Origin of the sequence: Marinobacterium nitratireducens (assembly GCF_014645375.1) — a bacterium.
GTDB classification, from domain to species: domain Bacteria; phylum Pseudomonadota; class Gammaproteobacteria; order Pseudomonadales; family Balneatricaceae; genus Marinobacterium_A; species Marinobacterium_A nitratireducens.
This window is the reverse complement of record NZ_BMLT01000022.1, coordinates 16,884-40,198: the sequence shown is the minus strand read 5'-3', so window position 1 is coordinate 40,198 and position 23,315 is coordinate 16,884. Positions and strand designations below refer to the sequence as shown.

Annotated in this window: 36 protein-coding genes; 30 read left to right on the top strand and 6 right to left on the bottom strand. The window is 59.0% G+C overall.

Features of this window, described 5'->3' with window-relative positions; translation table 11 throughout:
• From IEX85_RS23500 to rplQ, 29 genes are all read left to right on the top strand, one after another.
• On the top strand, positions 1-343 hold a 343-nt coding region (locus IEX85_RS23500; protein WP_505719096.1), incomplete at its 5' end, for an EF-Tu C-terminal domain-related protein.
• A gap of 270 nt (positions 344-613) precedes the next feature.
• Positions 614-925: a 30S ribosomal protein S10 gene (rpsJ, locus tag IEX85_RS23495; RefSeq protein ID WP_188863084.1), complete on the top strand. Its 312-nt coding sequence runs from the start codon at positions 614-616 to the stop codon at positions 923-925.
• Positions 926-1,038: 113 nt separating this feature from the next.
• On the top strand, positions 1,039-1,677 hold the full coding sequence (gene rplC / locus IEX85_RS23490; protein ID WP_188863083.1) for a 50S ribosomal protein L3: 639 nt from the start codon (positions 1,039-1,041) through the stop codon (positions 1,675-1,677).
• An 11-nt stretch (positions 1,678-1,688) separates the two neighbouring features.
• A complete protein-coding gene (rplD, locus tag IEX85_RS23485; RefSeq protein ID WP_188863082.1) occupies positions 1,689-2,294 on the top strand; it encodes a 50S ribosomal protein L4 in 606 nt (201 codons plus the stop codon).
• Positions 2,291-2,587, top strand: a complete 297-nt coding sequence (gene rplW / locus IEX85_RS23480; RefSeq protein WP_188863081.1) for a 50S ribosomal protein L23 — start codon at positions 2,291-2,293, stop codon at positions 2,585-2,587. Before rplD ends, rplW begins: the two co-directional genes overlap by 4 nt.
• A 13-nt stretch (positions 2,588-2,600) precedes the next feature.
• Positions 2,601-3,428: a 50S ribosomal protein L2 gene (gene rplB, locus IEX85_RS23475; RefSeq protein WP_188863080.1), complete on the top strand. Its 828-nt coding sequence runs from the start codon at positions 2,601-2,603 to the stop codon at positions 3,426-3,428.
• A 19-nt stretch (positions 3,429-3,447) separates the two neighbouring features.
• Positions 3,448-3,726 (top strand): 30S ribosomal protein S19, encoded by a 279-nt coding sequence (gene rpsS, locus IEX85_RS23470; protein WP_188863079.1) that lies wholly within the window; start codon positions 3,448-3,450, stop codon positions 3,724-3,726.
• Between the two features lie 13 nt (positions 3,727-3,739).
• Entirely contained in the window at positions 3,740-4,069 is a 330-nt protein-coding gene (gene rplV / locus IEX85_RS23465) for a 50S ribosomal protein L22 (protein WP_188863078.1), read from the top strand.
• A 23-nt stretch (positions 4,070-4,092) separates the two neighbouring features.
• Positions 4,093-4,773, top strand: coding sequence for a 30S ribosomal protein S3 (gene rpsC / locus IEX85_RS23460; protein ID WP_188863077.1), 681 nt, complete (start codon positions 4,093-4,095; stop codon positions 4,771-4,773).
• Positions 4,774-4,784: 11 nt separating this feature from the next.
• Entirely contained in the window at positions 4,785-5,198 is a 414-nt protein-coding gene (gene rplP, locus IEX85_RS23455) for a 50S ribosomal protein L16 (RefSeq protein WP_188863076.1), read from the top strand.
• Entirely contained in the window at positions 5,198-5,389 is a 192-nt protein-coding gene (gene rpmC / locus IEX85_RS23450; RefSeq protein WP_188863075.1) for a 50S ribosomal protein L29, read from the top strand. Before rplP ends, rpmC begins: the two co-directional genes overlap by 1 nt.
• A gap of 2 nt (positions 5,390-5,391) precedes the next feature.
• Complete coding sequence (gene rpsQ / locus IEX85_RS23445; protein ID WP_188863074.1) at positions 5,392-5,655, top strand: 30S ribosomal protein S17; 264 nt, start codon at positions 5,392-5,394, stop codon at positions 5,653-5,655.
• Positions 5,656-5,753: 98 nt separating this feature from the next.
• Complete coding sequence (gene rplN, locus IEX85_RS23440; RefSeq protein WP_188863073.1) at positions 5,754-6,122, top strand: 50S ribosomal protein L14; 369 nt, start codon at positions 5,754-5,756, stop codon at positions 6,120-6,122.
• A gap of 101 nt (positions 6,123-6,223) precedes the next feature.
• The gene (gene rplX / locus IEX85_RS23435; protein WP_188863072.1) at positions 6,224-6,541 is read left to right on the top strand and encodes a 50S ribosomal protein L24; all 318 of its coding nucleotides are present in this window, start codon (positions 6,224-6,226) and stop codon (positions 6,539-6,541) included.
• A gap of 13 nt (positions 6,542-6,554) precedes the next feature.
• A complete protein-coding gene (gene rplE, locus IEX85_RS23430; protein WP_188863071.1) occupies positions 6,555-7,094 on the top strand; it encodes a 50S ribosomal protein L5 in 540 nt (179 codons plus the stop codon).
• Positions 7,095-7,106: 12 nt separating this feature from the next.
• Positions 7,107-7,412 carry a 30S ribosomal protein S14 gene (gene rpsN, locus IEX85_RS23425; protein ID WP_188863070.1) on the top strand — a complete coding sequence of 102 codons (306 nt, stop codon included), beginning with the start codon at positions 7,107-7,109 and terminating at the stop codon, positions 7,410-7,412.
• An 88-nt stretch (positions 7,413-7,500) separates the two neighbouring features.
• Positions 7,501-7,893: a 30S ribosomal protein S8 gene (rpsH, locus tag IEX85_RS23420; RefSeq protein WP_188863069.1), complete on the top strand. Its 393-nt coding sequence runs from the start codon at positions 7,501-7,503 to the stop codon at positions 7,891-7,893.
• A 10-nt stretch (positions 7,894-7,903) separates the two neighbouring features.
• Positions 7,904-8,437 (top strand): 50S ribosomal protein L6, encoded by a 534-nt coding sequence (rplF, locus tag IEX85_RS23415; RefSeq protein WP_188863068.1) that lies wholly within the window; start codon positions 7,904-7,906, stop codon positions 8,435-8,437.
• Between the two features lie 9 nt (positions 8,438-8,446).
• Positions 8,447-8,797 (top strand): 50S ribosomal protein L18, encoded by a 351-nt coding sequence (rplR, locus tag IEX85_RS23410; RefSeq protein ID WP_188863067.1) that lies wholly within the window; start codon positions 8,447-8,449, stop codon positions 8,795-8,797.
• 11 nt (positions 8,798-8,808) lie between these two features.
• On the top strand, positions 8,809-9,309 hold the full coding sequence (gene rpsE / locus IEX85_RS23405; protein WP_188863066.1) for a 30S ribosomal protein S5: 501 nt from the start codon (positions 8,809-8,811) through the stop codon (positions 9,307-9,309).
• A gap of 6 nt (positions 9,310-9,315) precedes the next feature.
• Positions 9,316-9,498 (top strand): 50S ribosomal protein L30, encoded by a 183-nt coding sequence (rpmD, locus tag IEX85_RS23400; RefSeq protein ID WP_188863065.1) that lies wholly within the window; start codon positions 9,316-9,318, stop codon positions 9,496-9,498.
• 14 nt (positions 9,499-9,512) lie between these two features.
• Positions 9,513-9,947 (top strand): 50S ribosomal protein L15, encoded by a 435-nt coding sequence (rplO, locus tag IEX85_RS23395; protein WP_188863064.1) that lies wholly within the window; start codon positions 9,513-9,515, stop codon positions 9,945-9,947.
• A complete protein-coding gene (gene secY, locus IEX85_RS23390; RefSeq protein ID WP_188863063.1) occupies positions 9,948-11,276 on the top strand; it encodes a preprotein translocase subunit SecY in 1,329 nt (442 codons plus the stop codon).
• A 21-nt stretch (positions 11,277-11,297) separates the two neighbouring features.
• Positions 11,298-11,414 carry a 50S ribosomal protein L36 gene (gene rpmJ / locus IEX85_RS23385; protein WP_007021200.1) on the top strand — a complete coding sequence of 39 codons (117 nt, stop codon included), beginning with the start codon at positions 11,298-11,300 and terminating at the stop codon, positions 11,412-11,414.
• A 145-nt stretch (positions 11,415-11,559) separates the two neighbouring features.
• The gene (gene rpsM, locus IEX85_RS23380) at positions 11,560-11,916 is read left to right on the top strand and encodes a 30S ribosomal protein S13 (RefSeq protein WP_188863062.1); all 357 of its coding nucleotides are present in this window, start codon (positions 11,560-11,562) and stop codon (positions 11,914-11,916) included.
• A 25-nt stretch (positions 11,917-11,941) separates the two neighbouring features.
• Positions 11,942-12,331, top strand: a complete 390-nt coding sequence (rpsK, locus tag IEX85_RS23375; RefSeq protein WP_188863061.1) for a 30S ribosomal protein S11 — start codon at positions 11,942-11,944, stop codon at positions 12,329-12,331.
• A gap of 15 nt (positions 12,332-12,346) precedes the next feature.
• Positions 12,347-12,967, top strand: a complete 621-nt coding sequence (rpsD, locus tag IEX85_RS23370) for a 30S ribosomal protein S4 (protein WP_188863060.1) — start codon at positions 12,347-12,349, stop codon at positions 12,965-12,967.
• A gap of 26 nt (positions 12,968-12,993) precedes the next feature.
• On the top strand, positions 12,994-13,998 hold the full coding sequence (locus tag IEX85_RS23365; RefSeq protein WP_188863059.1) for a DNA-directed RNA polymerase subunit alpha: 1,005 nt from the start codon (positions 12,994-12,996) through the stop codon (positions 13,996-13,998).
• A gap of 41 nt (positions 13,999-14,039) precedes the next feature.
• Positions 14,040-14,435 carry a 50S ribosomal protein L17 gene (gene rplQ, locus IEX85_RS23360; RefSeq protein ID WP_188863058.1) on the top strand — a complete coding sequence of 132 codons (396 nt, stop codon included), beginning with the start codon at positions 14,040-14,042 and terminating at the stop codon, positions 14,433-14,435.
• A 355-nt stretch (positions 14,436-14,790) separates the two neighbouring features.
• Here rplQ and uvrA read toward each other — a convergent pair whose 3' ends face one another.
• Positions 14,791-17,637 carry an excinuclease ABC subunit UvrA gene (gene uvrA / locus IEX85_RS23355; RefSeq protein WP_188863057.1) on the bottom strand — a complete coding sequence of 949 codons (2,847 nt, stop codon included), beginning with the start codon at positions 17,635-17,637 and terminating at the stop codon, positions 14,791-14,793.
• A 299-nt stretch (positions 17,638-17,936) separates the two neighbouring features.
• On the opposite strand from uvrA, the gene ssb reads away from it, so the two are divergent.
• Positions 17,937-18,506 carry a single-stranded DNA-binding protein gene (gene ssb / locus IEX85_RS23350; RefSeq protein ID WP_188863056.1) on the top strand — a complete coding sequence of 190 codons (570 nt, stop codon included), beginning with the start codon at positions 17,937-17,939 and terminating at the stop codon, positions 18,504-18,506.
• Between the two features lie 56 nt (positions 18,507-18,562).
• Here the strand turns inward: ssb and IEX85_RS23345 are convergent, their stop codons facing one another.
• The 5 genes from IEX85_RS23345 to urtD form a co-directional block, all read right to left on the bottom strand.
• Positions 18,563-19,465 carry a DMT family transporter gene (locus IEX85_RS23345; RefSeq protein ID WP_188863055.1) on the bottom strand — a complete coding sequence of 301 codons (903 nt, stop codon included), beginning with the start codon at positions 19,463-19,465 and terminating at the stop codon, positions 18,563-18,565.
• A 425-nt stretch (positions 19,466-19,890) separates the two neighbouring features.
• Entirely contained in the window at positions 19,891-20,271 is a 381-nt protein-coding gene (locus IEX85_RS23340; RefSeq protein WP_188863054.1) for an FmdB family zinc ribbon protein, read from the bottom strand.
• A gap of 262 nt (positions 20,272-20,533) precedes the next feature.
• Positions 20,534-21,769, bottom strand: a complete 1,236-nt coding sequence (fmdA, locus tag IEX85_RS23335; RefSeq protein WP_188863053.1) for a formamidase — start codon at positions 21,767-21,769, stop codon at positions 20,534-20,536.
• 80 nt (positions 21,770-21,849) lie between these two features.
• Complete coding sequence (urtE, locus tag IEX85_RS23330) at positions 21,850-22,539, bottom strand: urea ABC transporter ATP-binding subunit UrtE (protein ID WP_188863052.1); 690 nt, start codon at positions 22,537-22,539, stop codon at positions 21,850-21,852.
• 23 nt (positions 22,540-22,562) lie between these two features.
• Positions 22,563-23,306 carry an urea ABC transporter ATP-binding protein UrtD gene (gene urtD, locus IEX85_RS23325; RefSeq protein WP_188863051.1) on the bottom strand — a complete coding sequence of 248 codons (744 nt, stop codon included), beginning with the start codon at positions 23,304-23,306 and terminating at the stop codon, positions 22,563-22,565.
• Between the last annotated feature and the right edge of the window lie 9 nt (positions 23,307-23,315).

Genomic DNA, 23,315 nt, shown 5'->3' with positions numbered 1-23,315 from the left:
CACCAAGCGTGACGAAGTCGAGCGTGGCCAGGTTCTGGCCAAGCCGGGCTCCATCACTCCGCACACTCAGTTCGAAGGCGAAGTCTACGTACTGAGCAAGGAAGAAGGCGGTCGTCACACTCCGTTCTTCAAGGGCTACCGTCCGCAGTTCTACTTCCGTACCACCGACATCACCGGTGCTTGTGAACTGCCGGAAGGCGTCGAGATGGTCATGCCGGGCGACAACGTCCAGATGACCGTTACCCTGATCAACCCGATCGCCATGGAAGAAGGTCTGCGCTTCGCAATCCGCGAAGGCGGCCGTACCGTTGGTGCCGGCGTTGTATCCAAGATCCTCGCCTAAGATCAGTTTCTGATCTGATGCGTTAGAAAGGCCCTCTTCGGAGGGCCTTTTTTATGTTCAGGATGAACGGTATGCCGCGGGCGCAGGGATGCGCAGGAGCGGCCGTGTCGGTATTGGCAATGATTCGCCGCGGGGCGCGGCTCCCACGGGTTGTTTATTAATTAACCTTTCTGCTTGACGCTGCTTGTGCAGCTGAGTAGAATTTGCGTCCCCTCGTAGTAGGGGAGGCCGGCTATTGCCGTTCGAAAACTTAGATTAAGTGTGATCGAAATGCAGAATCAGAAAATTCGAATTCGTCTGAAGGCGTTTGATCATCGCCTGATCGACTCTTCCGCTCTGGAGATCGTAGAGACTGCAAAGCGGACGGGCGCTCAGGTGCGTGGTCCGATCCCACTTCCCACCCGCAAGGAGCGGTACACCGTTCTGGTTTCTCCGCACGTCAACAAAGACGCGCGCGACCAGTACGAAATCCGCACTCACAAGCGTGTTCTGGACATCGTCGAGCCGACGGAGAAAACCGTCGACGCTCTGATGAAGCTGGATCTCGCAGCGGGCGTAGAAGTGCAGATCAGCCTCGGCTAATTCAAGCACTTGGCAAATTCATTTTAATGAAGCGCTATTTGTGGAATGTCCCTGAAAAGGGCAGCCGTAGTGGGTAACAGCCCCGTACACAACTGGCAAGAGGTTTTAAAATCATGGCTGTAGGTCTTATCGGACGTAAAGCGGGTATGACCCGTGTCTTCACTGAAGATGGCGTATCCGTGCCAGTCACCGTCATCGAGGTCGAGCCGAACCGTGTGACCCAGGTGAAATCCGTCGAAGTTGACGGTTATGCCGCCGTTCAGGTCACCGCTGGTGCCCGTAAAGCTAACCGGCTGAGCAAGCCGGAAGCGGGTCACTATGCCAAGGCTGGCGTGGAAGCCGGTCGCGGTTTGTGGGAGTTCCGCCTGTCGGGTGACGAAGAAATCAACGTCGGCGATGCGCTGACGGTTGAGCGCTTCGAAGCAGGTCAGAAAATTGACGTTACCGGTGAATCCAAGGGTAAGGGTTTCCAGGGTGCTGTAAAGCGCTGGAACTTCCGCACTCAGGACGCCACCCACGGTAACTCTCTGTCTCACCGTGCTCCGGGTTCTATTGGTCAGTGTCAGACTCCTGGTCGTGTCTGGAAAGGCAAGAAAATGGCAGGTCACATGGGTGCTGAGCGTGTAACCGTTCAGACTCTGGAAGTCGTTCGCATCGATGCCGAGCGTAACCTGCTGTTGGTCAAAGGTGCCGTGCCGGGTTCGATCGGCGGTGACGTTATCGTTAAACCGGCTGTCAAAGCTGGCGCCTAAGGGGGATTGACATGAATCTGAATCTCGCTGGAGCTAACGGTTCGGTTGAAGTTTCCGACCTGGCTTTTGGTAAAGAATTCAACGAAGCACTGGTTCACCAGGTTGTAAATGCATACCTGGCCGGCGCTCGTCAGGGCACTAAAGCCCAGAAAACCCGCTCGGAAGTGTCCGGCGGTGGTGCCAAGCCGTGGCGTCAGAAAGGTACTGGCCGTGCGCGCGCCGGTACTATCCGTAGCCCGCTGTGGCGCACCGGTGGCGTAACTTTCGCTGCCAAGCCGCGTGAGCACGCTCAGAAGGTGAACAAGAAGATGTACCGCGCTGCGCTGCGCTGCATTTTCTCCGAGCTGGTTCGTCAGGACCGTCTGGTTGTCGTCGAAGACTTCGCAGTCGAGTCGCCGAAGACCAAGCAGTTCATCGCCAAGCTGAACGAGCTGTCGCTGAAAAACGCTCTGCTGATCACTGAAGACGTCGAGCAGAACCTGTACCTGGCTTCTCGTAACGTGCCGCACGTCGATGTGCGTGACGCTGCTGGCATTGATCCTGTCAGCCTGGTTGGCTTCGAGAAGGTGCTGGTGACTGTACCTGCTCTGAAGAAAATCGAGGAGGTACTGGCATGAATCAGGGTCGCATTTATCAGGTACTGATGGGGCCGCACATCTCCGAGAAGGCGACTATCGTTGCTGAGGGTTCTCAGCAGGTCGTGTTCCGTGTGGCAAAAGATGCTACCAAGCCGGAAATCAAGGCAGCTGTTGAAGAGCTTTTCAACGTCAAGGTGAAAGGCGTCAACATCGTCAACGTCAAGGGCAAGACCAAGCGCACCATGCGCGGCGTTGGCAAGCGGAGCGATGTTCGCAAGGCATATGTCTGTCTGGCGGAAGGTTCCGAAATCGATTTCCTGGCTGGCGAATAAAAGGGGTTAGATCATGGCAGTTATCAAGACTAAGCCGACCTCTGCTGGACGTCGTCATCTGGTCAAGGTTGTCAACCAGGAGCTGCACAAGGGCAAGCCCTTCGCTGCGCTGGTTGAGAAGAAGAGCAAGTCCGGCGGTCGTAACAACAACGGCCGTATCACCACCCGTCACATCGGTGGTGGTCACAAAGCTCACTACCGTCTGGTCGACTTCCGTCGCAACAAGGACGGTATCAAGGCAACGGTCGAGCGTCTGGAATATGACCCGAACCGTTCCGCGCACATCGCTCTGCTGAAATACGCTGACGGTGAGCGTCGCTACATCATCGCACCGAAAGGCCTGAAGGCTGGTGCAGTTGTCGTATCCGGCGTGACCGCCGACATCAAAGTCGGTAACACTCTGCCGCTGCGCAACATTCCGGTGGGTTCCACGATCCACTGTGTAGAACTGAAGCCCGGTAAGGGTGCACAGCTGGCACGTTCCGCGGGCACTTCCGCTCAGCTCGTGGCACGTGAAGGCGCTTATGCCACTCTGCGTCTGCGCTCCGGCGAGATGCGTAAGGTGCTGGTCGAGTGTCGCGCGACCCTCGGTGAGGTTGGCAACAGCGAACACAGCCTGCGTCAACTGGGTAAAGCCGGTGCCAAGCGCTGGCGTGGTGTTCGTCCGACCGTTCGCGGTGTCGCTATGAACCCCGTCGATCACCCGCATGGTGGTGGTGAAGGCCGTACTTCCGGCGGTCGCCATCCGGTTACTCCGTGGGGTGTTCCGACTAAAGGTCATAAGACCCGTAAGAACAAGCGTACCAATAAGCTCATCGTACGCCGTCGTTCTGCCAAGTAACTAATCTGAGGATACAGCTGTGCCACGTTCACTGAAGAAAGGTCCCTTTATCGACCTTCACCTGCTGAAAAAGGTAGAAGCTGCAATCGAGAGCAACGACCGTCGTCCGCTGAAGACCTGGTCCCGTCGCTCCACGATCTTCCCGAACTTTGTCGGTTTGACGATTGCAGTTCATAACGGTCGCCAGCATGTGCCGGTGTTCATCACCGAAGACATGGTTGGCCACAAACTGGGCGAGTTCGCGGCTACGCGTACTTACCGCGGTCATGCGGCCGACAAAAAGGCCAAGAAGAAGTAACGGGGGATAAGAGATGGAAGTTGCCGCTAAATTGAAAGGCGCCCGCCTGTCCGCCCAGAAAGCTCGCTTGGTCGTTGACCAGATCCGCGGTAAGTCTGTGGGTGAAGCTCTGAACATCCTGGCGTTCAGCCCCAAAAAAGGTGCGGCGATTGTCAAGAAGGTCCTGGAGTCTGCTATCGCTAACGCGGAGCACAACGAAGGTGCCGACATTGATGATCTGCGCGTTTCCACTGCTTTTGTCGATGAAGGCATGAGCATGAAGCGCATCAAGCCGCGTGCGAAAGGTCGCGCTGATCGTATTCTGAAGCGTACCTGCCACATTACCGTCAAGGTAGCCGACTAAGCGCTGAGCTAGGAGAGTTCGAAATGGGTCAGAAAGTACATCCGACCGGTATTCGCCTTGGCGTCGTAAAAGACCATACCTCCACCTGGTATGCCGACAAGGGCGAGTACGCCAGCAAGCTGCTGAACGACCTGCAGGTACGTGAGTACCTGGAGAAGCAGCTTAGCAATGCATCTGTTAGCCGTATCGAAATCGAACGTCCGGCGCAGAACGCAAAGATCACCATTCACACTGCCCGCCCGGGTATCGTGATTGGCAAGAAAGGCGAAGACGTCGAAAAACTTCGCAACGCCGTTTCCGCGATGATGGGTGTGCCCGTTCACATCAACATCGAAGAAGTGCGCAAGCCGGAACTGGACGCCAAACTGGTTGCCCAGAACGTTGCAGGTCAGCTGGAGCGTCGCGTGATGTTCCGTCGCGCCATGAAGCGCGCGGTTCAGAACGCCATGCGTCTGGGTGCCAAGGGCATCAAGATTCAGCTGGGCGGTCGTCTGGGTGGTGCCGAAATCGCTCGTACCGAATGGTATCGCGAAGGTCGTGTCCCGTTGCACACTCTGCGTGCGGACATCGATTACGCTACCTACGAAGCGCACACCACTTACGGTGTGATCGGCGTTAAAGTCTGGGTCTTCAAGGGCGAAATTCTGGGCGGCATCGAGCAGGTGCGTGCCGAGAAGAACGCGCCCAAGAAGAAAGCTAAGTGAGGTAGACGTCAATGCTGCAACCGAAACGACTGAAATTCCGCAAGATGCACAAAGGTCGCAACCGCGGCCTGGCACAGCGCGGTAGCAAGGTAAGCTTCGGCGAGTTCGGCCTGAAGGCCACTGGCCGTGGTCGCATCACTGCACGTCAGATCGAAGCTGCGCGTCGTACCATGACTCGTCACGTCAAGCGTGGCGGTAAGATCTGGATCCGCGTCTTCCCTGACAAGCCGATCACCACCAAGCCTCTCGAAGTCCGTATGGGTAAGGGTAAGGGCAACGTTGAATACTGGGTTGCCCAGATCCAGCCGGGTAAAGTGCTGTTCGAAATGAGCGGCGTTCCGGAGTCTCTGGCTGCCGAGGCATTCGCGCTGGCTGCTGCCAAGCTGCCTGTATCGACCACCATTGTTAAGCGGACGGTGATGTGATGAAAGCGACCGAACTGCGTGATAAGTCCGTAGACGAGCTCCAGCAGGAACTGCTGGGTCTCCTGAAGGACCAGTTCAACCTGCGCATGCAGAAGGCAACTGGTCAGCTGGCGCAGAACCACCTGTTGAGCCAGGTTCGTCGCGACATTGCTCGTGTGAAGACTGTACTGAACGAAAAGGCAGGTGACTAAGTATGAGCGCTGAAAAACGTACTCGAACCGTGACCGGTAAAGTGGTCAGCGACAAGATGGACAAGTCCATCACGGTTCTGGTTGAGCGTAAGGAAAAGCACCCGATTTACGGTAAATACGTAAAACGCTCGACCAAGCTGCACGCTCATGACGAGAAGAACGAGTGTCAGGTCGGTGACTGGGTAACCATCGCGGAAACCCGTCCGCTGTCCAAGACCAAAACTTGGTCGCTGGTTCGTATTGAAGAGCGCGCAGCGAAGGTGTAATATATTGCGCCTTTGCTCCAGTTGACGATTCGCCTGGTCGCTGTCTGAAGTTTGTACAGCAGTGCCCGGGCGGAACGATATTATTTTTGGAGTAGACCATGATTCAGACTGAATCGATGCTTGATGTCGCTGACAACAGCGGCGCCAAGCGTGTGCAGTGCATTAAGGTCCTGGGCGGCTCTCATCGTCGCTACGCCCGCATCGGTGACATCATCAAGGTGACTGTCAAAGAAGCGATTCCGCGTGGCAAGGTGAAAAAAGGCCAGGTACTGAAGGCTGTTGTAGTACGTACCCGCAAGGGTGTTCGTCGTCCCGACGGTTCGCTGATCCGCTTCGATACCAACTCGGCGGTCCTGCTGAACCAGAACGACGCCCCGATCGGCACTCGTATCTTCGGCCCGGTAACGCGTGAGCTTCGCTCCGAGAAGTTCATGAAGATCATTTCCCTGGCGCCTGAAGTGCTCTAAGACCCGGTCATAACAAGACCGAGTACTTTGAAAACGCCACTCCCGAAAGGGTTTGGCGTTTTTGAGCATGAGAGGGTAGCAGGAAACGACATAGGTATAACATGCGCAAGATTCGACGCGACGATGAAGTCATCGTCATCGCAGGTAAGGACAAGGGCAAGCGTGGCAAGGTGCTGCGCGTGCTGGCCAACGATCGCCTGATCGTCTCCGGCATCAACATGGTGAAGAAGCACACCAAGCCGAACCCGATGCAGGGCAAGGCCGGTGGCATCGTTGAGAAGGAAGCCTCGCTGGCAACTTCCAACGTGGCGATCTTCAATCCGCAGACCGGCAAGGGCGACCGCGTCGGCTTCAAAGTGCTCGAGGACGGCGCCAAGGTGCGCATCTACAAGTCCAACGGCGAAGTCATTGGCGGATAAGGGGGTTGTTGTCATGTCTAGACTGAAAGCGCTTTACAACGATACCGTTCGGCAGCAGCTGAAAGACGAGCTGAGCTCGCCGAACATCATGGCCGTCCCCCGCGTCACCAAGATCACCCTGAACATGGGTGTCGGTGAAGCTCTGGGCGACAAGAAACAGCTGGAAAACGCTGTTGCCGACATGCAGGCCATCGCCGGTCAGAAACCGGTCGTGACCCTGGCACGCAAGTCCATCGCGGGCTTCAAAGTGCGTGAAGGCTGGCCGATCGGCTGCAAGGTGACCCTGCGTGGTCAGCAGATGTGGGAATTCCTGGATCGCCTGGTCGACATCTCGATCCCGCGTATCCGTGACTTCCGTGGTCTGAACCCGAAGTCGTTCGACGGTCGCGGCAACTACAGCATGGGTGTCAAAGAGCAGATCATTTTCCCCGAAATCGACTACGACAAGGTGGATAAGCTGCGTGGTATGGACATTACCATCACCACCACTGCCAAGACCAATGAAGAGGGTCGTGCCCTGCTGGCTGCCCTGAACTTCCCGTTCAAGAAGTGATAGGGGGATATCGTGGCTAAAGAATCAATGAAGGCACGTGAAGTCAAGCGTGCAAAGACCGTAGCCAAGTACGCCGAAAAGCGTGCTCAGCTCAAAGCAATCATCAGCAGCCCGTCTTCTTCCGAAGACGAGCGCTGGGACGCACTGGTCGCGCTGCAGAAGCTGCCGCGCGATGCCAGCCCGGCCCGTCAGCAGCGTCGCTGCCAGCTGACCGGTCGTCCGCACGCCGTTTACCGCAAGTTCGGCATCTGCCGTAACAAACTGCGTGAAGCGGCTATGCGCGGCGATGTGCCGGGTCTGAAAAAGGCCAGCTGGTAAGCTGGTTTTACGGTAAGCATGGTGGTCAGGGCAGGGCGCGACGCGTCCTGCTACCGCACCAAGCTGCACATGAGAGGAAGTTAAACGCATGAGCATGCAAGATACACTGGCGGATATGTTTACCCGTATCCGTAACGGCCATATGGCGCAGAAGCAGGCCGTATCCATGCCCTCTTCCAAGCAGAAGGTAGCTATTGCCAAAGTGCTGAAGGAAGAAGGTTACATCGCCGATTACGCAGTAGAAGGTGATGTGAAGCCGGTTCTGAACGTCGAGCTGAAGTACTTCGAAGGCAAGCCTGTCATCGAGGAAATCAAGCGCGTAAGCCGTCCGAGTCTGCGCATCTACAAGGCCGCAAACGACCTGCCGAAAGTGGCCGGTGGTCTCGGCGTCGCGATCGTCTCCACCAACAAGGGTGTGATGACCGATCGTGCTGCCCGTGCCGCTGGTGTCGGTGGTGAAGTGATCTGCACGGTATTCTAAGGGGTTAATTATGTCTCGAGTAGGTAAAAAACCCGTAGTCGTACCGGCAGGCGTCGATATCAAGATCGACGGTCGCACCATCAACGCCAAGGGCAAAAACGGTCAGCTGTCTCTGGACGTTCATCCGAACGTCGAAGTCAAGCAGGAAGAAGGCTCTCTGGTCTTCGCGCCGGCTGACAACAGCAAACAGGCCAACGCTCTGTCCGGTACCGTTCGCTCCCTGGTGAGCAACATGGTCATCGGTGTCAGCGAAGGCTTCAAAAAGACCCTGGAACTGCAGGGTGTCGGTTACCGTGCTGCCGTCAAGGGCAACACCGTCAACCTGACGCTGGGCTTCTCCCATCCGATCGACTACGAACTGCCTGAAGGCATTTCTGCAGAGTGCCCGAACCAGACCACCGTCGTAATCAGCGGTGCTGATAAGCAGCGTGTTGGCCAGGTCGCAGCAGAGGTGCGTGGCTTCCGTCCGCCTGAGCCTTACAAGGGCAAGGGTGTTCGCTACGCTGACGAATATGTTCGCCGTAAAGAAGCGAAGAAGAAGTAAGGCAGGGTTATGAACGCTAAGAAACAAGCTCGAATCCGTCGTGCACGTCGCTCCCGCCTGAAAATGCGCGAGCTTGACACTGTACGTCTGTGCGTTAACCGCACTCCGCGTCATATCTACGCTCAGGTCATCTCCGCTGACGGTGGCAAGGTTCTGGCCTCTGCCTCGACCGTCGAGAAGGATCTGCGCGAAGGCGCTACCGGTAACGTAGAAGCCGCTCAGAAGGTCGGTAACCTGATCGCAGAGCGCGCCAAAGAAGCTGGCATTACCAAGGTTGCTTTCGACCGTTCCGGCTTCAAATACCACGGTCGTGTTAAAGCACTGGCTGACGCAGCCCGTGAAAACGGCCTGGAATTCTAAGGGGGTCGATAATGGCAAATCACGAACAGAAAGACGGCGACCTCCAGGAGAAGCTGGTACAGGTCAACCGTGTCGCTAAAGTGGTCAAGGGCGGTCGTATCTTCGGCTTCACCGCACTGACCGTCGTCGGTGATGGCAATGGCCGCGTTGGTTTCGGTCGTGGCAAGGCGCGCGAAGTGCCGGTCGCTATCCAGAAAGCAATGGAGCAGGCGCGTCGCAACATGGTTCGCGTCGAACTCAACGGTGGCACGCTGCAGTACCCGGTCAACGCCCGTCACGGTGCGTCCAAGGTCTACATGCAGCCGGCTTCCGAAGGTACCGGTATCATCGCCGGTGGCGCCATGCGTTCCGTACTGGAACTGGCTGGTGTCCACGACGTCCTGGCCAAGTGCTACGGTTCGACCAACCCGGTTAACGTTGTTCGCGCAACCATCAAGGGTCTGCAGAACATGAACGCGCCGGAAGACGTCGCTGCCAAGCGTGGCAAGACCGTAGAAGAGATCCTGGGGTAATCGACGATGGCTAACACTTTGAAGGTAACTCTGGTGCGCAGCCCGATCGGCACTTTGCCGAAGCATAAGCTGTGCGTTAAAGGTCTCGGCCTGCGTCGTATCGGTCACACTGTTGAAGTGGAAGACACTCCGGCGGTCCGTGGCATGATCAACAAAGTCAACTACATGGTTCGTGTAGAAGGCGAGTAAGAGGAGTTCGTCACATGCGTCTGAACACTCTGAGCCCTGGTGCTGGTTCCAAGCAGGCCCCGAAACGCGTTGGTCGTGGTATCGGTTCTGGTCTGGGTAAAACCGGTGGCCGCGGTCACAAAGGTCAGAAGTCCCGCTCCGGCGGCACTGTGAAGCCGGGTTTTGAAGGCGGCCAGATGCCGCTGCAGCGTCGTCTGCCGAAGTTCGGCTTCAATTCCCGCAAGGCCCGTTACGTTGCAGAAGTTCGCCTGGGCGAACTGAGCGGCGTGCAGGCAGAAGTCATCGATCTGGCCGCGCTGAAAGCGGCGGATCTCATTAACCACGATATCAAAGTGGCTAAGGTGATCCTGTCCGGTGAGATCGGCAAAGCAGTTACCGTCTCCGGTCTTAAAGTGACCAAGGGCGCGAAAGCTGCAATCGAGGCTGCAGGCGGCAAAGTCGAGGCGTAAATGGCTAAACAAGGACAGATACCGGCGGGCATGCAGAGCGGACTGGGCGAGCTTTGGGCACGTCTCAGATTCGTGCTGCTGGCGATCATTGTGTACCGCATCGGGGCTCATATCCCGGTGCCGGGGATCAACCCGGATCGTCTGGCCGCCTTGTTTGAGCAGAATCAGGGGACCATTCTCAGTCTCTTCAACATGTTCTCGGGTGGTGCGCTGGAGCGAATGAGTATCCTCGCACTGGGTATCATGCCGTACATCTCTGCATCCATTATCATGCAGCTGATGACGGTGGTGAGCCCGCAGCTTGAACAATTGAAGAAAGAGGGTGAGGCGGGTCGCCGCAAAATCAATCAGTACACCCGCTACGGTACCGTGGTGCTGGCGACCATTCAGTCGTTCGGCATGGCGGTGGGCCTGGCCAACCAGGGCGTCGCGTTCAGTGCGGACATCAGCTTCTACTTCGTAGCTGTCGTCACGCTGGTCGCCGGTGCAGTCTTCCTGATGTGGCTCGGTGAGCAGGTGACTGAGCGCGGTATCGGCAACGGTATCTCGATTCTGATCTTCGCTGGTATCGTGGCCGGTCTGCCGAGTGCGATCGGTCAGTCCTTTGAAGCGGCACGTCAGGGTGATCTCAACATCCTGGCGCTGCTGGCGATCGCGGTGATGGCAGTTGCCACCGTCGCCTTCGTGGTGTTCATGGAACGCGGCCAGCGCCGCATTACCATCAACTACGCGAAGCGTCAGCAGGGCCGTCGCGTCTACGCGGCGCAGTCGAGCCATCTGCCGCTGAAGGTCAATATGGCCGGTGTCATTCCGCCCATCTTTGCGTCCAGCATCCTGCTGTTCCCGGCTTCGGTCGGCCAGTGGTTTGGCCAGACCGAAGGCATGGAATGGCTGCAGGATATCGCGCTTGCGCTCGGTCCGGGCCAGCCGCTCTACATCCTGCTGTTTGCCATCTGCATCGTGTTCTTCTGCTACTTCTACACGGCGATTGTATTCAATCCCCGCGACGTAGCAGACAACCTGAAGAAATCAGGTGCATTTATCCCGGGTATTCGTCCCGGTGAGCAGTCCGCACGCTATATCGATACCGTGCTGGGCCGTCTGACTCTGTTCGGCGCTCTGTACATCACCGCGGTATCCCTGATGCCGCAGTTCCTGGTGGTGGCATGGAACGTGCCGTTCTACTTCGGCGGTACCTCACTTCTGATCGTGGTAGTTGTGGTCATGGACTTCATGGCTCAGGTGCAGTCGCATCTGATGTCTCACCAGTACGAGTCCCTGATGAAGAAATCTAACCTCAAAGGCGGTGGCGCGGGTTTCCTGCGCTGATATCGTCAGTTGGAGTGGATCATGAAAGTACGCGCATCTGTCAAAAAGATTTGCCGTAACTGCAAGATCGTACGTCGCAACGGTTCCGTGCGCGTGATCTGCAAAGTAGAACCGCGTCACAAGCAGCGTCAGGGTTAATTCCTGGCGTTAAGGACGTCGAGGAAGGCGTGTTTCCTTGATTTATTTTTGATCAGGGTGTAATATTGCGCGCCTTCCACGAACGTAAGAATTATTATGGCGCCCATTTGGAAGTCAATGGGCGCTCTGAGACGGAGTAAATTGAATGGCCCGTATAGCTGGCGTCAATATTCCTGACAATAAGCATGCGGTAATTTCTCTTACTTACATTTACGGGATTGGCCGCACTACCGCCCAGAAGATCTGCGAAAACCTCGGTATCGCACCGAGCACCAAAATCGCCGATCTCTCCGAAGAGCAGCTCGATAACGTTCGTGGCGAAGTTACCAAGCTGTCTGTTGAGGGCGATCTGCGCCGTGAGGTCAACATGAGCATCAAGCGTCTCATGGATCTCGGGTGCTTCCGTGGCCTGCGTCACCGCCGCAATCTGCCGGTACGTGGTCAGCGCAGCAAGACCAACGCGCGTACGCGCAAAGGTCCGCGCAAGCCGATCCGTAAGTAAGTGGTAAGCGATAGGAATTTCCGATATGGCTAAGCCAGGCAATCGCACACGCAAAAAGGTTAAAAAGCAGGTAGTGGATGGCTTCGCGCACATCCATGCCTCTTTTAACAACACAATCATCACCATTACCGATCGCCAGGGTAACGCGCTTTCCTGGGCAACTTCCGGTGGCTCCGGCTTCCGTGGTTCCCGTAAGAGCACCCCGTTCGCTGCACAGGTTGCAGCTGAGCGCGCCGGTCAGGCGGCTCTGGAGTATGGTTTGAAAAATCTCGACGTGTTTGTCAAGGGCCCTGGGCCCGGTCGTGAGTCGGCAGTGCGCGCACTGAACGCTTGTGGCTACAAAATTGCAAACATCACGGACGTGACGCCGATTCCGCACAACGGATGCCGTCCGCCGAAGAAACGTCGCGTATAAACTGGAGACGGTAAAATGGCCCGATATCTTGGACCTAAGTGCAAGCTGTCTCGCCGTGAAGGTACAGATCTGTTCCTGAAGAGCGGCGTTCGTGCACTGGACAGCAAATGCAAAGCAGAAGCTGTTCCGGGTATGCACGGCGCGCGCCGGGGACGTCTGTCCGACTACGGTCTGCAGCTGCGCGAAAAACAGAAAGTACGTCGTACCTACGGCGTTCTGGAACGTCAGTTCCGTAACTACTACAAAGAAGCGGCCCGCCGCACCGGAGCGACTGGTGAAGTCCTGCTCCAGCTGCTGGAAGGTCGTCTGGACAACGTGGTGTACCGCATGGGCTTCGGCTCTACTCGCGCGGAGTCCCGTCAGATCGTGTCTCACCGCCAGATCACCGTTAACGGTCAGGTCGTGAACATCGCATCCTACCAGGTGAAAGCCGGTGACGTGGTCGCAGTTCGTGAGAAGGCCAAGAACCAGCTGCGTATCAAGAACGCTCTGGAGCTGGCTGCTCAGCGTGCCCCCGTTGAGTGGGTTGAGGTAGACGCAGGCAAAATGGAAGGTACCTTCAAGGCCCTTCCTGAGCGCAGCGATCTGTCCGCCGACATCAACGAGCACCTGATCGTCGAGCTGTACTCCAAGTAATTCTTGAACACTTTATTGGTGGAACTATGCAGCGTTCTGTAAACGAGTTTCTAAGCCCGCGTCACATCGACGTGCAGGAAATCAGCAAAACTCGCGCGAAGGTGACTCTCGAGCCGCTGGAGCGTGGTTTTGGCCACACGCTGGGTAATGCGCTGCGCCGTATTCTGCTCTCTTCCATGCCGGGCTTTGCCTTCACGGAAGTCGAGATCGATGGCGTGCTGCATGAGTACAGCACCATTGAAGGCGTTCAGGAGGATGTCATTGAGATCCTGCTGAACCTGAAAGGCGTCTCGGTAGCCCTTTACAACGGTGAAGAAGCTACCCTGACCCTGAGCAAATCCGAACCGGGCCCGGTTACCGCTGGCGATATCCAGCTGAACCAGGATGTTGAGATTGCAAACCCGGAACACGTGATCGCTCACCTGAACGAAGGTGCGAGCCTGAACATGCAGCTGAAGGTAACCCGCGGACGCGGTTACGTTCCGGCTGATGCTCGCATCGGGGAGGAGGAAGAGACTCGTGCTATCGGCCGTCTGCAGCTGGACGCTACCTACAGCCCGGTTCGTCGCGTTTCCTACGTCGTAGAAAGCGCGCGTGTCGAGCAGCGTACCGACCTGGACAAGCTGGTTATCGACATCGAATCCAACGGAACCATCGATCCGGAAGAGTGCATCCGCCGCGCTGCAACTATCCTGCAGCAGCAGCTGGCTGTATTCGTGGATCTGGAGGATGCGGCGGATCAGGCCAAGGATGAGCCGGCCGAGCCGGAGATCGATCCGGTTCTGCTACGCCCGGTTGATGATCTGGAACTGACTGTCCGTTCCGCCAACTGTCTGAAAGCAGAACAGATCTACTATATCGGTGACCTGATTCAGCGCACCGAGGTCGAGCTGTTGAAGACACCGAACTTGGGCAAGAAGTCGCTGACCGAAATCAAGGACGTCCTGGCATCCAAAGGTTTGTCTCTGGGCATGCGTCTTGAGAACTGGCCTCCGGCCAGCCTTAAGAACGACGATAAGGTCGCGTCCTGAGGCAGCGATCTGTACTGACTAAGTTGGTAAGGACTTAACAAATGCGTCATCGTAAATCTGGTCGTCACTTTAATCGTACCAGTGCGCACCGCAAAGCGATGTTCAAAAACATGGCAGTGTCTCTGTTCGAACACGAACTGATCAAGACCACACTGCCGAAGGCGAAAGAACTGCGCCGCTTTGCCGAGCCGCTGATCACACTGGCCAAGACTGACAGCGTGGCTAACCGCCGCCTGGCTTTCTCTCGTACCCGCAGCAAAGAAGCCGTAGGCAAGCTGTTCAACGAGCTGGGCCCGCGCTATGCAACCCGCCCGGGCGGTTACGTCCGCATTATGAAATGCGGCTTCCGTGCCGGCGACAATGCTCCGATGGCATACGTAGAACTGGTTGACCGTCCGGTCGATCAGTCTGTAGCCGACGAGTCTGCTGAAGACTAAACTCTTCAGCTAAGCGCAAAACACAAAACCCGACCTTATGGTCGGGTTTTTTTGTTTTGGGGTGATGCTTGATGCGTGACAGGTGAGGCGTGACTCGATGGTAGCCACCGTAGGAGCGGCGCCCCGCCGCGAAATAGGGTTGTAAGTAGTGGAGTAGGGTGGATCAAGCCGGGCAGGATGGGGGAAGCCGCTATCGACGGTTCCCGGCCGTATTGCACGGACTTGCAGCGGCGTAACCCATCATATCGACTGTTATCTGCCGGCACTGTCGGCTGTTGGGTTATGGCCTACCGGCCTCACCCAACCTACAAGGACCTATACATTGGACGCGTCACCTGTCACCCGCTTATCCCGCTTATCCCGCCTCGCTCCGCCGCTGCGCTTCAAGCAACGGCTTCAGGAACCGCCCTGTGTGCGAGTGCCCGCAGGCCGCGACCTCTTCGGGCGTGCCGGTAGCGATGATCTCGCCGCCGCCGGTGCCGCCTTCGGGGCCCAGGTCGACGATCCAGTCGGCGGTCTTGATCACGTCCAGGTTGTGCTCGATGACGACGATGCTGTTGCCGTGGTCACGCAGACGGTTGAGGACGTTGAGCAGCTGCTGGATATCGTAGAAATGTAATCCTGTGGTGGGTTCGTCGAGAATATAGAGCGTCTTGCCGGTATCGCGCTTGGACAGCTCCTTGGCGAGCTTGACCCGCTGCGCCTCTCCGCCCGACAGCGTGGTAGCGGCCTGGCCGAGCCGGATATAGGCCAGCCCCACGTCGATCAGCGTCTGCAGGCGTCGCGAGAGAGCCGGGATGGCATCGAAGAATTCGCGGCCTTCTTCTACGGTCATTTCCAGCACCTCGTGGATGCTGCGGCCCTTGTATTTCACTTCCAGCGTCTCGCGGTTGTAGCGCTTGCCCTTGCAGACGTCACAGGGTACGTAGATGTCCGGCAGGAAGTGCATCTCGACCTTGATCACGCCGTCGCCCTGACAGGCTTCGCAGCGCCCGCCCTTGACGTTGAAGCTGAAGCGTCCGGGCTTGTAGCCGCGTGAGCGGGCTTCCTGGGTGCCGGCGAACAGTTCGCGGATCGGGGTGAAGATCCCGGTATAGGTGGCCGGGTTCGAGCGCGGGGTGCGTCCGATCGGACTCTGGTCGATGTCGATGACCTTGTCGAAATGCTCCAGCCCTTCGACAGCTCGGTGTTCCGCGGCGTCGAGTGTGGTAGCGTGGTTCAGCTCGGTGGCGGCGACCGGATAGAGGGTGGAGTTGATCAGCGTCGACTTGCCGGAGCCCGAGACGCCGGTAATGCAGGTGAAAAGCCCGACCGGTATTTCCAGGTCGACGTCCTTGAGGTTATTGCCTCTGGCGCCGGTCAGGCGCAGCAGTTTCTGCTCGTCGACCGGATGTCGCTTGGGCGGAACTTCGATACGGCGGCTGCCGGAGAGGTACTGGCCGGTCATCGACTCGGGATTGGCCATGACTTCGGCAGGGGTGCCGCGGGCCACGACCTGACCGCCGTGGACGCCGGCGCCGGGGCCGATATCGATCACGTAGTCCGCCAGGCGAATCGCATCCTCGTCGTGCTCGACGACAATTACGGTGTTGCCGAGGTCCCGCAGGTGCTCCAGCGTCTGCAGCAGGCGTTCGTTGTCACGCTGATGCAGGCCGATCGAGGGTTCGTCGAGGATGTACATGACGCCGACGAGTCCCGCGCCGATCTGGCTGGCGAGGCGTATGCGCTGGGCTTCGCCGCCGGAAAGGGTATCGGCATTGCGGTCGAGCGACAGGTAGTCGAGGCCGACATTGACCAGAAACGACAGACGCAGGCGAATTTCCTTGAGTATCTTGTCGGCGATTTCACCCTGCTTGCCGCTAAGCTTCAGCTGCTCGAAATAGCGGTGGCACTCGCCGATGGCCAGCCGGGTGACTTCCGGCAGGGTGCGCTCGTCGATATAGACGTGGCGCGCCTCGCGACGCAGGCGACTGCCATGGCAGGAGGGGCAGGACTGCATGTTGAGGTACTTCGCCAGGTCTTCGCGCACCATCTCCGATTCCGTTTCGCGATAGCGGCGCTCGAGATTGTTCAGTACGCCCTCGAAGGGATGCGCTTTCTCGATGCTGTCGCCGCGATCGTTGACGTAGCGAAACGGAATGTTCTCGCGCCCGCTGCCTTCGAGGATGAGCTTCTTGTGGCGCTCCTCCAGGGCATAAAAGGGCGTGTCCATGGTAAAGCCCGCGTGCTGGCCTACGGCCTGCAGCTGCTGGTAATAGTACAGGTTACGCCGGTCCCAGCCACGGATCGCGCCTTCGGACAGGGTCAGGCTGGCATCCTGGACCACCTTGGACGGGTCGAAGTACTGGCGTACGCCCAGACCGTCGCAGCTCGGGCAGGCGCCGTGCGGATTGTTGAACGAGAACAGCCGCGGCTCCAGCTCCTGGATACTGTGTCCACAGACCGGGCAGGCGAAGCGCGCGGAAAAGATCAGGTCCTCACCGTCTCCATCCATATACGCGACCTTGGCCAGACCGTCGGTGAGCTCGAGCGCGGTTTCGAACGATTCGGCCAGGCGGGTTGCCAGGTCTTCCCGCACCTTGAAGCGGTCGACGACCACCTCGATGTCGTGCTTGCGGTTCTTGTCGAGGTCAGGGGCGCTGTCGAGGTCTGTGACGATACCGTCTATACGGGCGCGGACGAAGCCCTGGGTACGCAATTCGCTGAGCGTGTGCAGGTGCTCGCCCTTGCGGCCCTGCACCACAGGCGCCAGCAGCATCAGCTTGGTGCCCTCGGGCAGCGCCAGCACCTGATCGACCATCTGGCTGACGGTCTGCGCGGCCAGCGGCAGGTCGTGATCCGGACAGCGCGGTTCGCCGGCGCGGGCGAATAGCAGGCGCAGGTAGTCGTAGATTTCGGTGATGGTGCCCACGGTGGAGCGGGGGTTGTGCGAGGTCGATTTCTGCTCGATCGAAATGGCGGGCGAAAGTCCCTCGATATGATCGACGTCGGGCTTCTCCATCACCGACAGGAACTGGCGGGCGTAGGTCGAAAGCGATTCGACATAGCGGCGCTGCCCCTCGGCATAGAGAGTATCGAACGCCAGCGACGACTTGCCCGAGCCCGACAGACCGGTGATCACGACAAGCCTGTCGCGGGGGATCTCGAGGTCGATGTCCTTGAGGTTGTGCGTGCGTGCGCCGCGTACCAGAATTTTGTCCATAAATCGTCCCGACGCTAAGACCAGACTGGGGGCTGTTGCTGTTGGCAGAGCAAGCCGAACGGGTTTTTGACAGTAGATAGCCTGAAACCGTCGACAGCCCTAGAGTATATCGGGTTCCCGGGCGGGCCGACACCGGCTGTGGCACGTCGACCGCTCCGGGTCGGCTCAATTGGCTCTGGGACCTTGGCAGAGAAGTCTGCAGGCGGCGCGCGCCGGGGGTACTTTGTGTTATGCTAACCGGCTATCCAAAACGCTTGCCGATGGCAGCGAAATGCCAGATACAGAAAGTGGAGAGACCGATGGCGCGCGGCATTAACAAAGTAATTCTGGTCGGTAATCTTGGCGGCGATCCGGAAGTCCGGTACATGCCGTCGGGCAACGCGGTTACCAACGTAACACTGGCGACCAGCGAGAGCTGGAAAGACAAGCAGAGCGGCCAGATGCAGGAGCGCACCGAGTGGCATCGGGTGGTGTTCTTCAACAAGCTGGCGGAGATCGCCGGCGAGTACCTGCGCAAGGGATCCCAGGTCTACGTCGAGGGCTCGCTGCGTACCCGCAAGTGGCAGGATCAGAGCGGTCAGGACCGTTACACCACCGAGATCGTCGCCAGCGAAATGCAGATGCTCGGCGGCCGTGGCGGTTCCGGCGGCGGTGACGGCTACAACCAGGACATGGGCGGCGGCTATTCGCAGCAGCCGCGCCAGCCTCGCCCGCAGCAGCAGGCGCCCCAGCAGGGCGGATACCAGCAACCGCAGCAGGCACCCCAGCAGGGTGGTTATCAGCAGCCGCAGCAAACGCCGCAACAGGCTCCGCAGCAGCCGCAGCCGACCCAGGGTTTCGACGACTTCGACGACGATATCCCGTTTTGAGGATCGTACCCGGTACCTACCGACAAGAGGCCCCGTTTTCACGGGGCCTCTTCGTTTCAGCCGCCGTCCGGCCGGTTTGTGCACTGGCTGACAACCGCCGGCGCTTTGCGTCCGAACACCAGCGCCAGACCTGCGAGTATCGCTGCCATGCCGATCAGGCCCTGCTGGGACAGCCGGTTGCCGAGGAACAGGTAGTCCATCAGCGCGGTAACCACCGGCACCAGGTAGAACAGGCTGGTGACGTTGACCAGGCTGCCGGTGCTGATCAGCCGGTACAGCAGCAACTGGGCTGCCACCGAGATCACCGGGCCGAGCCACAGCAGCGGGATCAGGAAGCCGGGCGTCAGCTCGAACTCGAACGGCTTGACCGGCAGCAGCGCGAGGCAGATCGCCAGACTCAGGCCGTACTGCAGCGTCAGAACGCCCGTCGGTGCCTGCCTGATGCCCTTTTGCAGGATGGCGCCGAAGGTCATGCACAGCAGGGCGCCGAGGGCAAAGGCGGCACCTGCGGGTGACAGCCGGGCACTGACCAGGCTCTCGTACACCATCAGCACCAGGCCGCCGAGGGCGAGCCCGAGGCCGCCCAGTCGTCCGGGCTGCAGACCCCGTTCGGTCAGTACCAGCGTCAGGATCGGCTGGGTGCCCAGCACCGTGGCCAGCACGCCGGGCGTCATGCCCGCTTCCAGCGCCGAAAAGTAGCAGATGGAGTAGCCGCCGATCAGCAGCATCCCGGTCTGCGCGACTCTGCGCCGGGTGCCGGCAAGCGGCAGCAGCTGTCTGCGAAAGAGGATGCCGAACGCCGTCAGGGCGGCAATGGCAATCGTGAATCGAAGGATCAGGAAGGCGAAGGCCGAGGCGTGGTCGAGCCCCCAGCGCGTGAAGATGGCGCCGCTTGCCCAGAGCAGCACGAAGAGTGTCGTCGAACCCAATCGGGTCCAGGCGGACTTGTCGAAATACATAAGGATGCACCTGTCTGAAGGCTGTTCGATCCCGGGGACTGCCGCATTTCAGCGAATCGCCCGCGGGGAGTCGTCAAGGTCGGTATCAGGCCCGGGAGGGCGGCGGTGCAATCGGAGGCGGTGTGCAGAGCCGGAGGCACGGCACGACTACCAGCGGATATACATCCGTGGTACGGGGCGTCTCGTTTGCCTTAACTCTGGGGTTCATGGAAAGGGTCCGTTACGGTAGCTGCAAAAAACGCAGGAGCAGTTTTTTGCCGGGCTTCATGTATTAACCCGCCGGGCTAATATCAGTCGTGGGCGAGCTTCACAATGAGGTTCACGTTAGCACCGGCTGTCGGGTGCCGCAAGCCGGGAGTCCTGCAGGAGGGTCCGCGCGGGACGTGCGCCTGTACCGGCGACCGGCCGGTACAGGTGAAACCTGATCAGTGGCTGATCATCCAGGGGCGCATCGACGGGAACATCTTGCTGCCGTCGGCGGTGTAGAACAGCTTGCTCTTGCGCTCGCTCTGGCAACCGCAGCCGGAGCCGTGCTTGTGCTTGTGGGCGGCTCGGGCCTTTTTCTCGGCTTCCTGCTCCCGGTACTGGGCAGGGGTCAGAAACTGCGGCTCGTGCTGCGCTTTTTCGTTGCGCTCCATCGCTTCGCGGTTTTCCTTCAGCATGGCCAGCAGCTGCGGCGGCAGGGTGATGACGCGCGCCGAGGTCGTTCCGCACTGGGGGCAGTCGCAGGGCTTGTCGTGATCCGCCATGGTTGCCAGCTCCTGGAACACCCCGTGCTCGGGACATTTGTATTCATACAAGGGCATGGACAGACTCCTCTCTATAAACAGACGCTTGGAACATCTGCCGGGTCATTCGGTTTTAAAATCGGGTGGTCGAGCGCCGGCAGAGTCGCCGGCGCTACCGCGGCCCTCTTGTTAACCTGGCGGGTTAACACCTGAAGCAGGGATGCTTCATCATTGGCCGCAGGCCAATGCGAGCGTCACGGAAACCAGCATGTTCACGCACCTGCGCCTGTTTCCGTGACGCGACATACAAATAGGTAGGGAAACCTATTTGTATGGCTGATTAAGAGTCCAGGTCAGGCGCCAGCGGGATATCGACGCTGCCGTCGAGCTCTTTGGTGGGGCCGTCGCTGTTCGGCTTGATGTTGAAGTCGAAGATATCGGTCGGCAGCCACAGGGTGGCGCAGGCATTGGGGATATCGACCACGCCGCTGATATGACCCTGTACCGGGGCGCAGCCGAGGATGGCGTAACCCTGCGCCGGCGAGTAGCCGAATTTGCCGAGGTAGTTGATGGCGTTGAGGCAGGCCTGCTTGTAGGCCAGGCTGGTGTCCAGATAGTGCTGCTTGCCGCTGTCGTCGACCGAGATGCCCTCGAAGATCAGGTAGTCGTCGTACTTCGGTACCATCGGGCTCGGCTTGAAGATCGGGTTCTTGATCGCGTACTTGGCCATGCCGTCCTTGATCAGCTTGACGCGGATATGGATCCAGCCCGCCATCTCGATGGCACCGCAGAAGGTGATTTCGCCGTCCCCCTGGCTGAAGTGCAGATCACCGACGGACAGGCCCGCTCCGTCGACGTAAACCGGGAAGTAGACCTTGGCGCCGCGGGTCAGGTCCTTGATGTCGCAGTTGCCGCCGTGTTCGCGCGGCGGAACGGTGCGGGCGCCTTCGGCCGCCGCCTGGTCACGGGCGTCGCCCTTGAGGCGTCCCATATGCGCGGTATCCGCGTAGGGCAGGCAGGCCAGCGCCGGCTCGCGCTCGGGGTCGGTGTCGAACAGCTCCTTCTCTCGACTGTTCCACTGATCCAGCATGTCCTGGGACGGCAGGCAGCCGATCAGGCCGGGGTGGAGGATACCGGCGAACTCGACCCCCGGTACGTGACGGGATTTGGTGAACATGCCGTTGAAGTCCCAGATCGACTTCTGTGCCTGGGGGAACTCGTCGGTCAGGAAACCGCCGCCGTTCTTCTTCGAGAAAAAGCCGTTGAAACCCCACTGCTGCTCGGCGAAGGTGCCGATGTCCAGAATATCCACTTCCAGCAGGTCGCCGGGCTCGGCACCCTCGACGGCGATCGGGCCCGACAGGAAGTGTACCTGGGTCAGGTCCACGTCGCGCACGTCGGAGGCGTCGTCATCGTTCTTGATCTGACCACCGGTCCAGTCGAAACACTCGACGATGAAGTCGTCGCCGGGCTTGACCGTCGCAACCATCGGAATATCCGGGTGCCAGCGGTTGTGCACGTTGTCATGCTCGTAGGCGGACTTGCTCAGATCGATCTTGATGATGGTATCGGTCATCTGTCTTCTCCTGTCCCGCCCCGGCGGGCGGGTTTTCTGGGTTTGTGCCGGATAAGGCGCTTTCTTGGTTGCGGATCGAATTACACGGACAGGTAGCGGGTAATGGTGGATTCGTCGGCTTCCGCCGCCGGCACGTCGTGGACGATGTTGCCCTTCTCGATCACGAGAATGCGGTCGGCCACGTCGAGTGCGAAGCTCAGCACCTGCTCGGAAACCAGAATCGACAGGCCGTGCTCGTCGCGGATCCGGCGCAGCGTGCGCGCCATTTCGCGGATGATCGACGGCTGGATGCCCTCGGTGGGTTCGTCGAGCAGCAGCAGCTTCGGATTGCTTGCCAGCGCCCGGGCGATCGCCAGCTGCTGCTGCTGACCGCCGGAGAGGTTGCCGCCGCGACGGCTCTTCATCTCCCTGAGCACGGGGAAAAGGGTGTAGAGGTGCTCCGGAATGGTGCTGCTCCCGGTGCTGGTAAGGCCGGTGCGGATATTCTCCTCCACGGTCATGGTGGAGAAGATCATCCGCCCCTGGGGCACGAAGCCGACTCCAGCGGCCACGCGCTGGTAGCTCTTCAGGCCGACCAGCTCGGTACTGTCGAGCCTGGCCGACCCGCCACTGGAGGGGATCATGCCGATCAGCGACTTCATCAGCGTGGTCTTGCCCATGCCGTTGCGGCCGAGGATGGCGACGATCTCGTTCTTGCCCAGGTCCAGGTTCATGCCGTTGATGACGCGGCTCTGGCCGTAGGCGACGCTGTAGTCGGAAACATTGAGCATGGTGGTCTCCTTGCTAGCCGTAATTAGTGGCCGAGATAGACTTCAACGACTTTAGGGTCGTTCTTCACGCGCTCGAGCGAGCCCTCGGAGAGCAGCCTGCCCTGATGCAGTACCGTGACGCGGTGCGCGATATCCTCGACGAACTGCATGTCGTGCTCGATCACCAGAACCGAACGGTCCCTGGTGATGCGGTTGAGCAGTTCCGCGGTCTTCTTGCGTTCGGCGACGGACATACCGGCTACCGGCTCGTCCAGCATCAGCAGCGCGGGGTCCTGAATCAGCAGCATGCCGATCTCCAGCCATTGCTTCTGGCCGTGGCTGAGCAGATCTGCACGCTGGTGCAGCAGGTCCGCCAGGAAGATCATCTCGGCGACCTCGGTCACCTTGTCGATCACTTGCTTGTCGCGGCGGAAGGTCAGGGCGCCGAACACGCTGTGGCCGCGGGGGAAGGACAGTTCGAGGTTCTCGAACACCGTCAGGTCCTCGTAGATCGAGGGGTTCTGGAACTTGCGCCCGACCCCGGCGTGGACGATCTGGTGCTCCTTCATCCGGGTCAGTTCCTTGTTGCGGAACTTGATGGAGCCGTCGGTGGCCTTGGTGCGGCCGCAGATCAGATCCAGCACCGTGGTCTTGCCGGCCCCGTTGGGGCCGATGATGACGCGTATCTCGCCCTCGTCGACGTAGAAGGAGAGGTCATTGACCGCCTTGAAGCCGTCGAACGACACGCTTAGCCCTTCCACTGCCAGTACAAAGTCTTTCTGTTCCATGCTGATCTC